Origin of the sequence: Psychrobacter sp. ANT_H56B, assembly GCF_008369245.1 — a bacterium.
Classification (GTDB): domain Bacteria; phylum Pseudomonadota; class Gammaproteobacteria; order Pseudomonadales; family Moraxellaceae; genus Psychrobacter; species Psychrobacter cryohalolentis.
This window is the reverse complement of record NZ_VOBF01000001.1, coordinates 472,234-484,187: the sequence shown is the minus strand read 5'-3', so window position 1 is coordinate 484,187 and position 11,954 is coordinate 472,234. Positions and strand designations below refer to the sequence as shown.

General features: G+C 43.7%; 17 protein-coding genes and 1 tRNA gene. 17 read left to right on the top strand and 1 reads right to left on the bottom strand.

Annotated features, from left to right (window positions below; all coding sequences use genetic code 11):
• The first annotated feature begins 123 nt into the window (after positions 1-123).
• The 7 genes from FQ082_RS01965 (at position 124) to FQ082_RS01940 (ending at position 5,245) form a co-directional block, all read left to right on the top strand.
• Positions 124-579, top strand: coding sequence for a hypothetical protein (locus FQ082_RS01965; protein WP_223145331.1), 456 nt, complete (start codon positions 124-126; stop codon positions 577-579).
• A complete protein-coding gene (locus tag FQ082_RS01960) occupies positions 572-1,156 on the top strand; it encodes a hypothetical protein (RefSeq protein ID WP_149491838.1) in 585 nt (194 codons plus the stop codon). The genes FQ082_RS01965 and FQ082_RS01960 overlap by 8 nt, the downstream gene beginning before the upstream one ends.
• A gap of 368 nt (positions 1,157-1,524) precedes the next feature.
• Complete coding sequence (locus FQ082_RS01955; RefSeq protein ID WP_149491837.1) at positions 1,525-2,586, top strand: hypothetical protein; 1,062 nt, start codon at positions 1,525-1,527, stop codon at positions 2,584-2,586.
• Entirely contained in the window at positions 2,513-3,133 is a 621-nt protein-coding gene (locus FQ082_RS12965; protein ID WP_188018887.1) for a hypothetical protein, read from the top strand. The genes FQ082_RS01955 and FQ082_RS12965 overlap by 74 nt, the downstream gene beginning before the upstream one ends.
• A 150-nt stretch (positions 3,134-3,283) precedes the next feature.
• A complete protein-coding gene (locus FQ082_RS01950) occupies positions 3,284-3,805 on the top strand; it encodes a hypothetical protein (protein WP_149491836.1) in 522 nt (173 codons plus the stop codon).
• Between the two features lie 443 nt (positions 3,806-4,248).
• Positions 4,249-4,677: a hypothetical protein gene (locus FQ082_RS01945; protein ID WP_149491835.1), complete on the top strand. Its 429-nt coding sequence runs from the start codon at positions 4,249-4,251 to the stop codon at positions 4,675-4,677.
• A complete protein-coding gene (locus tag FQ082_RS01940) occupies positions 4,670-5,245 on the top strand; it encodes a hypothetical protein (protein ID WP_149491834.1) in 576 nt (191 codons plus the stop codon). The genes FQ082_RS01945 and FQ082_RS01940 overlap by 8 nt, the downstream gene beginning before the upstream one ends.
• Before the next feature lie 338 nt (positions 5,246-5,583).
• Here the strand turns inward: FQ082_RS01940 and FQ082_RS12960 are convergent, their stop codons facing one another.
• Positions 5,584-5,751 carry a hypothetical protein gene (locus tag FQ082_RS12960; protein ID WP_188018886.1) on the bottom strand — a complete coding sequence of 56 codons (168 nt, stop codon included), beginning with the start codon at positions 5,749-5,751 and terminating at the stop codon, positions 5,584-5,586.
• Between the two features lie 74 nt (positions 5,752-5,825).
• Here FQ082_RS12960 and FQ082_RS12955 point away from each other — a divergent pair, with 74 nt between their 5' ends.
• The 10 genes from FQ082_RS12955 (at position 5,826) to FQ082_RS12945 (ending at position 11,952) form a co-directional block, all read left to right on the top strand.
• Complete coding sequence (locus FQ082_RS12955; protein WP_188018885.1) at positions 5,826-5,990, top strand: hypothetical protein; 165 nt, start codon at positions 5,826-5,828, stop codon at positions 5,988-5,990.
• Between the two features lie 4 nt (positions 5,991-5,994).
• Positions 5,995-6,069 (top strand) — tRNA-Ile (locus FQ082_RS01935).
• 63 nt (positions 6,070-6,132) lie between these two features.
• Positions 6,133-6,462, top strand: a complete 330-nt coding sequence (locus FQ082_RS01930) for an HNH endonuclease (RefSeq protein ID WP_149491833.1) — start codon at positions 6,133-6,135, stop codon at positions 6,460-6,462.
• Positions 6,463-6,605: 143 nt separating this feature from the next.
• Positions 6,606-7,025, top strand: coding sequence for a terminase small subunit (locus tag FQ082_RS01925; RefSeq protein WP_149491832.1), 420 nt, complete (start codon positions 6,606-6,608; stop codon positions 7,023-7,025).
• A 136-nt stretch (positions 7,026-7,161) separates the two neighbouring features.
• Complete coding sequence (locus FQ082_RS12950) at positions 7,162-7,338, top strand: hypothetical protein (protein ID WP_188018884.1); 177 nt, start codon at positions 7,162-7,164, stop codon at positions 7,336-7,338.
• Entirely contained in the window at positions 7,338-7,565 is a 228-nt protein-coding gene (locus FQ082_RS01920; protein ID WP_149491831.1) for a hypothetical protein, read from the top strand. The genes FQ082_RS12950 and FQ082_RS01920 overlap by 1 nt, the downstream gene beginning before the upstream one ends.
• Before the next feature lie 80 nt (positions 7,566-7,645).
• Entirely contained in the window at positions 7,646-9,364 is a 1,719-nt protein-coding gene (locus FQ082_RS01915; protein ID WP_149491830.1) for a terminase large subunit, read from the top strand.
• A 282-nt stretch (positions 9,365-9,646) separates the two neighbouring features.
• Positions 9,647-10,297 carry an HK97 family phage prohead protease gene (locus tag FQ082_RS01910; protein WP_149491829.1) on the top strand — a complete coding sequence of 217 codons (651 nt, stop codon included), beginning with the start codon at positions 9,647-9,649 and terminating at the stop codon, positions 10,295-10,297.
• Positions 10,298-10,300: 3 nt separating this feature from the next.
• On the top strand, positions 10,301-11,650 hold the full coding sequence (locus tag FQ082_RS01905; protein WP_149491828.1) for a phage major capsid protein: 1,350 nt from the start codon (positions 10,301-10,303) through the stop codon (positions 11,648-11,650).
• 131 nt (positions 11,651-11,781) lie between these two features.
• Complete coding sequence (locus FQ082_RS12945) at positions 11,782-11,952, top strand: hypothetical protein (protein WP_188018883.1); 171 nt, start codon at positions 11,782-11,784, stop codon at positions 11,950-11,952.
• Positions 11,953-11,954 lie beyond the last annotated feature (2 nt).

Genomic DNA, 11,954 nt, shown 5'->3' with positions numbered 1-11,954 from the left:
GGTAATAATTCGAGCGTAAATGACATGAATTCGAGTGTAAATGTGCGGAATTCGAGTGTAAATGACGCGAATTCGAGTTTTATTAGCGGCAGTATAAATATGCTCGTGGAGTCAGAGAAAATCATGAAATATCTGCCAGTAATGACGCATAAAAAAAATGATGTAACAGGGGTGATTACCCATTTTTCGGATTTTAGCGATAGTGAAAAACAAGGCTTTACAAGTCATGATAACAAGCGTTACTATAGAGACCTCTCAAAACTTGTTAGCGGCCGTGCCAGCCGTAATCTATTGGCTTTTTTTGTGCCTGATAATAGCTCAGCCTCTCAAGCTGCAACTATATGTTCAAGCATAGCCCCACGAGCGCACCTAAGCGCATTAAGAGGGCAGACCATCATATATATGGCAAATCATTTGCCAACTGACTATGACGGGTTGACGCTGCAAAATAAAATAGTCTTCGGACGAATATGCGGGGCGGTTTCTAACAAGACCGAGAGTAAGGCCCGTCACCCTATACCTTTATTGTATAGAGTGACATTAACTCAAAACTTGTTAGGAGCTATCCGTCATGGGTAATTCAAAAAATACTACGTCAATCAAAACCTCTAAAAGCAACGCTACCTCTAAACCTATCGCTTCAATAGCCAATCAAATAACCTTTGATATTGGTGATGTTGTGCTGTGCCCGTCTGTAGGTAATGAACTTTATAGACTATTCAATGATGAAGAGAATGGCTGTCTATGTTTCACTGCTAACAGCAAAACTTACCACTATAGATCTGATGGCAAAGTCAGCCGTGACGACAATACCCCTTCATTGTTTCATAACACTCTAGCAAACCGCCAAGCGATAGAAACGCTATACCACGGCGCTCCGCTACAAAAAACTACCGCCAAAACTAATGACATCGCCATGCCAGTCGAAACGCTGAAAAGCATCGCTAGTGAAATGGATGGCGCAAGCCAAGCCTTGCATGATGTGGGTCTTCTGTTAAATATGATCTATAGAGAAAAGATAAACCCACGTCAAGCCATTTCGCTGGCACGCTTATCACACGATTCCACCAACGTATGGGCTGAGCTTTTATACGACACCTTGGGGTCAGTCAATAACACCATATCGTCTGTCAGCACTGCCAATGTAGGGGTGTAACTATGAAAAACAATTACCCATCCCCTAAGCAGAGCCGCCGACACTCCAAGCGCAAAAATCACTATACGAAGTACCAATCTTCGCGTAAGCCTTCCAAACAAAGCCGCAAGCATGGAGGGAGTGATGACTACCACACCGCGTAAAACTAACAGCCACAAAAAAGCCCAAGCGATTCGCTCAGGCTTATTGGAACTGATAAATACTTTGTTGCTAACTCCACAGCAAGGATTAGCGACATCATTCATGTCAGTGGTTAATAACCACACCAAAGATAATAGCATAACTGTTTGCGATATAACATCCGTTCAAGCAACTAAATGCGATAAATCAAAAAGCTTATGGCCCGCTAATCGATGGAGGGCTGAGTAATGAGCGACGACAAACAGAAAAATGAGGGTGAAGGCTTATACCAATCGCAGTGGTATAAATGCCCTAACAGTATGATTGATGACGAAAGACAAGATCTACTAAATAATGATTTCACAAGAGTGCCAAATATAATTTTTCAGATGCAAAAGGTTCTAAAAAACGGAAGTGTCTACGCCTGTTTTCAATTTATTTGGTGCAAAACTGGTGGTTGGGATCGTAATGAGGACACGATTGCTTACTCACAATTTGCTAACGATAAGCGATATGGAACTGGGTTAAGTCTAAAGACAATACGCAGATCAGTAGAAAAACTAGCTGATTTAGGCGTGATAACTATGTCACCAAGCTTTAATAATATGCATGAATTCTCACTAAATATCTCAAGGATCAAAGAGCTAGTAGGTGAGCAAGGGTGGTCAAATAGACCACCCTTAGAAAATGAAAGCATGGTCAATTTGTCCCAAAGCATGGTCAATTTGTCCGAAGGGGTGGTCAATCTGTCTAGCGAGCATGGTCAATCTGACCACCACATAAGAACTACTACACAAGAACTATTACATAAGAATACTAATAATAGTGATGAGGTTGAAAAAGGTAAGTCTAAAAAGGTTGATGTATTAACCGAACAAGCAAAATCCCTAATTGATTATTGGAATAACAATCACGGTAAAAATAAATCAGCAGACGTTAAAACTAGTGTTTGGTTAGACAAAGTAAAAGCAAGGCTTAAAAAGTTCTCTTCAGATGAAATTAAGTTAGCAATGCTTAGTGTGATTCAAAGTTCATGGCATCAGCAAAATGGTCAAGTATTGATTAAGAACGCAATCAGCAGTGACCAACGATGTGATGAAGCAATATCTCGCTACCACCAGTCACATCCAATAAGTTATCAGGGGAGCAATCATGCGAACAATCAATCAGCTAACAGCCAGCCTCAGCAATACGACACTAGCACCACAGCAGGCTATGCAGCCAAGCTCGATGCAGATGCAGAACGATACTATGCAGAGCAAGCAAGAGCCCAGCAGTCAATTAACGGAAGCACTGAGAACGCTTTTTAAACAATGGAAGGCGTGGTTTAAAAACAAGATGAAAACCCGTGAAGATGATTTTGACTGGTCCTTTGATATGGTTTTAGTTTGGGCTCGATACCTAACCATGAAAGCCATTACCCAACCTGAATTTAATAGAGCTAGTGAATTATCGTTTGATGAAGATTGGGTACCAAGTAATGCCAAAGAATTTTTGGCACTAGCACGAGCACAGAAAGCCAGTGAATATCCATCAGCACAAGCAGCCTTTGACAATGCATGCAACCAATGCGGATTGATTGAAGACCGGCACGTTAAGCGCCAGTGGCTGCATGCAGTGGTACTTGAAACAGCAAATCGTATCGGCTGGGGAAAGCTTAAAAACGCTAATGAGTATTTTCTAAAGACATTCACGGGTGTGTATGAGCAAGTGATCAGTGAGCATCAGAATGGGTCCACGTTCGTTATCCCTAAGTCACATCAAGTTGAGTATGAGCGCACCGTGGTTAAGCCTGGTAGTGAGGCAGATAGGAAGATTAACAAACAGCTGGCGGAGTTGCGGAGGGTAGCGGTATGAGCAAACTAAAAGACAGTCGCAGAATTATCGCCATGCTAAAGCAGCAAACACACGGTATATGTGACCCATACAAATTCAAAGGTCAGGACTACATACCTCATAAGGCGCGGAACAATCGCAAGACCAAGACCAAGACAGGGAGTAAATAAGATGGGATTAGATATTACAGCATACAAAAATGTGAAATTGGTTGAGAACCCAAAAATGGGCGATACCAACCATCCTGAAGTATGGGGCAATCAAGTTTATATCAACATTGGCAATTCAGAGTGGGAGCAGGGCGACGACTTAGAATCTGGTCAGGTCTATGGTTTTAGTTACGTAATGAGCGTTTACCGTAGTTCTTACTCTACTTACGGCAACTTGCGTAATGAGCTTGCACGCATTGCAGGGTATGAGCCATTAATTGCTGGCAGCCAGTATCGCGGTATTTATGCAGCTCGCGTCTGTGACAACTGGGAGCAAGGTAAGCGCGGTATTTTGTCAGAGCTTATCTGTTTTGCAGATAACGAAGGCGAGATTGGCACCAAGACTTGCCGCAAGATACTGAATGACTTGCACACGGTATCGGCACGAGCTGGCGAGTTAAACGAATGGAATCAAGGCTTGCTTACCGACCTAATCCAAACTTTTGAATTTGCCGCCGTTGATGGTTTTATACAGTTTCACTAGGAGGCGGTATGAAGCAGCTGGCACGGCCCATTACTTTGAACATACTGATACATACATGATTAAGGGCTCCTTATGAAGATTATAAAATTCAATAAAAGAGAATACGAAGTTGTCAATTCATGTGAACATGCCCGCATAAATATCGACAGAGCTACTAGAACGATAAGGTGCATGGTTTGTTTTGAGCTACTAGACCCTTTCACTACAGCGATTGAGTATGTGGATGGGCTTGATGAGTACAAGGAAAGGCTAGATGCTTATCGAGAAGATTTGATTCGAGAGAAGGCCCGCAATAAGTTGCTTGCTCGCAAGCTTGAGAATCGCAAAAGAACCAAGTGCAGTCATTGCACTAAGATGACGAACATCAAAATCAAAGAGCCAACCATTTTGGAAGTCCGCGCAGAAGTAGAAGGGGGTGGATGTCGAGACGGAGGGGATATGGTATGAAGCCAATAACACAAGAGGTTTTTAAAGATGCACTACCAGAAGTAAAAAGCGCAGCTATGGATTGGCGCGGTGTGGTCTGGTTGTTCGAGTGCGCTAAAAATAACTTAACACCTAACCATCGGTCATGGGTATGTGGTATCGAAACAGCTTTTTACTTCCATAGCCTTTTTAATGATTCTACCAACTGGCAGAGCAGCGCGATAGACAGAGAGCTACCGAAGTTAAGCAGTAGAGATGCAAATGGTCAATCAGACGTGACTTTGGCTAAGTTAGTTAAAGCGGCTAGAGATTTACGAAAATCCAATGATGATTTTACTGCTAGTGGCGATATGGGTGAAATCCATTATGCCGATGCTGTTCATGAATCAGTAGATTTACTTATCGATGCTTTAAATAATTATGAGAAAGGGGTGGTTAATGATTAGTGTAATAAAGACAAGGTTTGGCGAAAGTCCGTCCTTAGAACTAACCAATGGGGAGTGGCTAAAAAATGGTATGGGTGCTAAAACTTCCAACCTTAACGGCGGTCATGGTGGATTGTCTCCTGAAGTAAATTGGGAAGATAAAGCGGCATCTGTTGCTATGATTGATGACACGCCAGCCAAATCGCTGGCAAGTATATTGGTATGGGGTGAAGACCCTAGTTGGGACTGGTCACGCCATTTTCAGGAGGTGGTTGATTATTTAGCAGCTAACATGATTAGGCGTTGCCAAGAAGACGGACGCGGCGCACCGCAGGCATGCACTCATAGCCTGACGGAGCTAGCATGGCTGATGGCGCGTATGGTGTTACACTTTGAACTATATGAGTTGTGGGATATTTATACAGTTAAAGGGCGATTGGGGTTCTCAGGCATTGCAGTAAAGGCAAGTACGTACACCAATGTATGGCTGACCTACCAAAAGCAGATGACCCATGATTTGTTTGATATGGTTGGCAGGGCTGATTACTGTGTTAGCGAGTATCGCAGACAGCTAAATAATCCTAGCTAATTGATACCGCTTGACCCATGACCCCCGAATGGGGTAGTATTTGTCATACTGGCTTCAGTCGTAAGTACAGCCAATCAAGTTATAAGCGAAAGATACCTCTCCGGTCCTTTCGCTTTTTTATTCAGTGCAAATTCTAACGTAAACAGAAAATGCCTAATTGACTGACAAAGCGTCCGGTTAAGGTCGTAAACCATAGCAAGGGATGATTAAGCGGATAGTACAGCGAAGTAGACGTAGAAATCGTCTAGCCCAAGCGTATAGTAGATGAAGCTTTATGTTGAAGCATGGATAACAACAAGCGCTTGTTGTTATTTGGAATACGGTTAAATTCCGTGCGTCTACCCCAATTCAGAAAAACCCGTCATTAATTTGATGGGTTTTTTTATGCCTGTCTGATTTAGCCACAGCCAGCACATGCCATAGAGATACCCAATAGCAGTTGGCACTGCAACCACACCGAAGCCTTCACTGATTGATGCACGTTGCATGTTGCGTGTAGTCATCATGATGTGATGGCAATCTTTACCCACGTTAGAAATAGCGTGGGCTTTTTTATATCCACGATTTAGCAGAGAGTGCTATGTGCGAGCTAACTAACCAACAAGCTTATGATTACTACAAAAGCTTGAAATCGCCAAGTGCTAAAGATTATTGGCTCAACTTTTTGAAGAGTAGATCTAATAGAGGCGGTAAGGATGCTAAGGGCGCGCAAGAGCAGCTCGATAAGATTAAGTCTTATAAGTAATTACGGGCCCATAGCTTAAGGGTAAAGCAACCGACTCATAATCGGCAGATTGAAGGTTCGAAACCGTCTGGGCCCACCATATTGAATAATCAGTTTGCCCTCCTTGATTGGTCAGGGCATTTTTTACATGAGGTGAAAAGCGATGGGGCTTAAAGCGCTAAAACCAAGACTGCACGAGATAAGCAGTACTGGTATCGATAATCATCAGCCAAAGTCACGATGGGGACATGGCCGTGGTGGTCGACCTTGGCGTCGCTTGAAGGACAGGATGCTTCTACGAGATAGGCATACGTGCCAGCACTGCAAGCGAGTAGGTGGTGAGTTGGAGTTAGATCACATTATTAATGTTGCAGCAGGTGGCACGGACGATGAGTCCAATCTGCAAATACTTTGTGTTGACTGCCACAAGACAAAAAGCCAAGTAGAAAGCAGTAATGGTCAATACGGTTTAACAAGTAGAGATGATTTCTAGTTAATCAGTGTTAAATAACCCGGGGGGAGGTGATTTTATTTTCCTCTGAAAGCCACAGGACACCTCCCTCCATCTCACTTATAAAAAAAACCTGTGTTTGCAAAATATGTTAAAGCACTCCGAAAAAGTTAAAGGAGGTCCTGATGGCGCTCACGCTAAAAAAAAGATTATATGCTGACGCTATCATGGACGGCGAAACTAAAGCTGGTGCTGCCTTAATAGCAGGGTACTCAAAGGCTACAGCCTCGCAAGCGGGTTCAAGATTATTCAAAGATGAAGATATTATTCAGTATATCGAAACCAAGACTTCGGAAAAAAAACAGGTCGAAGTTGGCGCGGTACATGTTAAAGCCAATGTGGTTGATCCTAGAGAAGCGCTGCTGCAATTGCTAAACGACCCAGACCCAAAAATTGTACTAAGTGCAGCCAGTACATTGATGCCATATATGTACGCAAGAATTGCGCCGGCCGGTAAAAAAGTAGGCGAGAAAGAGCAGGCCATCGAAGCAACTAAGAGCGGTAGGTTTGCAACACTTGGTCAGCAGTCGGACAAAATGCAATAAGGATTTTTTATGTTTTACATAACAGTGATTGCGTTTTTAGCCTCAGCTATATGCTTGGCGACCTTAATCATGGTTGCTTATTTATATCTCACTAGAGATTTGGCGAGCAATAGTTTAAAAAGATAAAGAGCTAATCATGGCAGATATAAATAGCATTTGGTTGGACAGAGCTCTTGATGAGCTGGTCAAGGTTGTTGCTAGCAGTGATTTAACTGTAAAGGTTGAAATGCTAAGCGGTAATGCGTCAGGCCCTTATGAGATATCGGCAGGCGATTTTTATAATAGTCATGAATTTATAGAAGGAGCTGAGTGATGCCTATATTCCCAGATCATTACGCTATTAATTTTTATATCAGAAACGATGTAAAGCGGTTTAGTCGCCGCATACTTTCACAAGTTCCAAGCTTTGGCGACACCTTGGTGTTCAATAAGCAGCGGTATCGCATACATAGCGTAGAGTGGTGCTTGGATTATAACGCGACCAATAGAGAGTATCAGGCGCTCATAAATATAGAAATGATAAAAGCGATGGGCGAATAAATCAAAGAATGTACTCCATTAAAATGATAATAGATAACAAGCCGCCTTAATGATGGGCGGTTTTTTATGGGCGACGATAAATGATTACTAAATGGACCACAGCGCTACCTGATTGGGAAAAGCGCATAGTCCAAAAAAAATCATTACTGCCTTGTGCTCCGCTCAATCAAGAAGTTGCTGATATTGCATTGAGGGTTTTTAACAGCCTTATTTTGGTTGATGTGATTGGTAAGCCTACATTGGGTGAAGCGTCGCTCAAGTGGTCATCGGATTTTGTGGCATCTATCTTTGGTGCGTATGATCCTGAAACCGGCATTCGCATGATTACCGAGTTCATGCTACTTATTGCGAAGAAGAACGCTAAGTCTACATTGGCCGCCGGCATTATGATGACCGCGCTTATCTTGAACGAAAGACACAGTGCTGATTTGGTAATTATTGCGCCAACCAAAGAGGTTGCTAGCAACTCATTCAATCCAGCTCGAGACATGATAGCCGCCGATCCTGAATTATCAGCTATGTTTAACGTGTCAGAGCACACTCGGACCATTACTCACTTAGGTACGAATGCAAGACTAAAGGTTATTGCTGCTGAATCAGAGGCGCTGGCAGGTATCAAGGCGTCTTATATATTGGTCGATGAGTTATGGCTGTTTGGCAAACGTGCTAATGCTGGCTCAATGCTACGTGAGGCAACCGGTGGTCTTGCATCGAGACCGGAAGGCTTTGTTATCTACCTAACAACCATGCCTGATGAACCACCAACAGGCGCAATGAAGCAGAAGTTAGATTATGCCAGGGGCGTTCGAGACGGAAAGATTGACGATCCTCAGTTTCTAGGCTTGCTTTACGAGTTTCCACAAAAGTATTTAGATGACGAGCTTTATCTCAAGCAAGAGAATTGGTATATCACCAACCCCAATATGAATGCTTCAGTTAATGAGAAGTATATTGAGCGTGAGTTTAAGAAAGCGGCTGACGAAGGCAAAGAAGAATTGCAGGATTTCACTGCAAAACATTTGAACGTTCAAATCGGTGTATCGATGAGGGCTAATAGATGGGCTGCCAGTGAGTTTTGGGAAAAAGCAGCAGCACCAACCCCATTTACTTTAGAACAGCTTATAGAGGCGTCAGAAATCATCACCATGGGCATCGATGGCGGCGGTCTTGACAATTTGTTGGGAATGGCAGTTATTGGCCGTCTGCCAACGGTTATCCGTGAGTATGAAGATAAAGTCAGCAAGCAAAAGATACAGGTTAAGCCGTGGTGGGTATGGACCCGTGCATGGTGCCATGAGATAGCATTGGAGCGGCGTAAATCTATCTCTGATACGCTGCGTGATTTTGAGAAGCAAGGCGACTTATCTATTGTCAAAAACATTGGCGATGAAACAGATGAGCTCGCCAACATTGCCAAGCAAGTCTTTGACAGTGGCAAACTTAATAAGATTGGACTTGATCCACTAGGTATTGGTGCGCTGATTGATGAGCTCGTTATGATTGGCATACCAAGTGAGATGCTGATAGGTGTGACGCAGGGCTTTAAGATGTCAGGCTATATTAAGACCGCTGAGAATAAGATTGCGCGTAAAGATATGCTGCACGCTAGTCAAAACATTATGGCGTGGGCGGTTGGTAATTGCCGCACAGTCGTCAGAGGCAGCGGGACGATGCTATCAAAAGCTGAGAGTGGTACCGCCAAGATTGACCCAGTTATTGGCATGCTAAACGCAGTCGCACTGATGAGCGAAAACCCTGATGTTCCTAAGTCAGACGTTCCCACAATGTTTTTTGTTTAAGGACCAACTATGTTAATTAGAATTCTAAGGGCTATATTTTGTGGTTCTTGTGAGTGCCATAGCCCGACAGATACCAAGAAGGGGTGTAATAAGTACGCACCTTGCTTTCGTTCGGTTTATGGGTCAGATAATTACAGTCTTTCAGAATGTGCACGCCGAGGCTGCTGTGAGTGTTCTGGCTACTCACAACCTACTCCGCCAAAGCCGCAACATCCTCATAAATAACCAACACCGCCAATAAGGGCGGTTTTATTTTGCCCAAATTTTATAACGAGAAACCTTATGACTAAAGCTTATAGCGTACTAAAGGTTAAGGCGATAACCGAAGACGAAGAGACGCGCACCATCACTGGCATCGCATCGACGCCGAAGCAGGATCGTGATAATGACATTTTAGATATGGTCGGCGCTAAATTCGCTTTGCCTATTCCTTTACTTTGGCAGCACAACTGCAATCAACCGATTGGCGAAGTTACTGATGCAACCGTCACAGAAGAAGGCATTGAGATCACCGCTACCATTGTCAAAATCTTAGAGGAGGGCACTCTCAAGAATCGCACTGACGAGGCGTGGCAGTCCATTAAGTCCGGATTAGTCAAGTGTCTATCCATTGGTTTTAGACCGCTTGAGTACAACTACCTAGAAGACAGTTGGGGTATGCATATCAAAGTTTGGGAATGGTATGAGTTATCTGCTGTCACGGTGCCTGCCAATCCTGAAGCGGTAATCACTAGCGTTAAAAAAATCAAGCAGGCATTTTCGGATGCTCAAAATCATACAACCCCATCTTCAAAAGTGAAGACCGAGCCATCGGCATCTAAGCCGAAAACAAAAGCCTCAAGCAGCACCAGCGTTCCAAATTTAAAACAATCTCGAATCATCACCTTAGTTGACCCTAATCAGGGCAGCATACGTTTACTATCTGGAGAATGACCTATGTGGGAAAAACAACGCGCACAACTTCTTGCGACCATTAAGTCTAAAAAAGGCAAAATGCAAGGCATCATGAAAAAAGCGGCTGACGACGACCGTACCGCTGACGACGATGAAGAAGATGAAATCGCTGTATTAGAAGCAGAAATTGCACGTCTTGAAACCAACTTAGTACGAGTTGAAGGTTTTATTGATGATGCGAAAAACGCACTCAATGACGCAACGCCAGCTGCTGGTGAAAACGAAGAAGAAGCTGCCGCAAGTGCAGAAGGCGAAGCGGACCCAGCAGCGAAATCTGCCAACCGCACAAGCGTCAAGCCTAACAATGCCAAAAAGGGTATTGGCTTTGCTCAGCTTGCAAAAGCTAAAGCTCTTGCTGTGCTGCAACAAAAGAAAGGCAACTATATCACTCCTCTTGATATTGCTAAGTCGCAAGGTATGGACCGCCGTGTCATTCAAGCGCTTGAAAAAGCGGTAGTGCTCGATACCAGTAACTCAAATCCATTGATTGTTGAAAACCAACTAGCCAATGAATTTGTTGAGTTGTTACGTGCCGAAACTATCGTCGACAAGCTTGCTTCATTTATGCGTGCTGCGCCATTTAACGCGACTATCCCTGGGATGGCGACTGGGGCTATCGCAGCTTGGGTTGGCGAAGGCGCCGCCAAGCCTGCTACCAATCCAACGTTTAACACCGTTGAGATTAAGCATCATAAACTAGCCGGTATTGTGGTACGTACTGATGACTTGCTTAAACTGTCCTCACCTAGTACTGATCAGATGCTACTTGATGACCTGGTTGAAGCCTCTGCAACTCTTATTGATACAACGTTTATGGATGATGCTGCTCAAACAGCCGTGCGTCCTGCTGGCGTGTTGAATGGTGCTACCAAGGTTGTTGCTACTGGTGTCACCGCCGCGACATACGATGCCGACCTTGCAGCATTAACCGATAGTTTTATTGCCAAAAATCTATCTTTAACCGGTGCTCATTACGTAATGAGTGCAACCCGTGCTAGCGCAATAGGTCGCTTACGTGATGCTTTGGGTAATCGCTTTTATCCTGATATGGCTAATGGTCCTGGTGAAAAGAGCTTAGATGGCATTCCGGTCATTGAGTCTGAAAATGCAGGCGCAGTTATTGCCTTGGTTAAACCGTCAGAGATTTTCTTGGCTGACGAGGGTGAAGTCGAGGTGGCATTCAGTGACCAAGCTACTATCGATATGGGTGCAACCACCTTGGTTAACTTATGGCAGCAGAACATGACTGCTATTCGAGCCGAACGCCATATTACTTGGGCGAAACGCCGTACAACAGCGGCTGCTTATATTGATTACTCGCTACTTCCGTAAGTACGGATAGCGCCATTTAATCCTATATTGATTAAACCCTGACCATGTGTTGGGGTTTTTTATGAGTGGGTATTGGCAATCCCGTTGTATCAGTATCTACCCATAAAAACAACGTGATCAATGAGACAACTATGAAAATAAAATACATTAAAGACGCGCCCAATGGTCCTGCTGGCATGACTGATGATGTCAGCGACTTCCACGGCAATATCTTAGTCTTAACAGGACTGGCTGAACCGGTACCAGATAAAAAGAAAGTTAGTTCTAAGCCAAAAAATAAAACCAACACCAAAGACGAGTAATC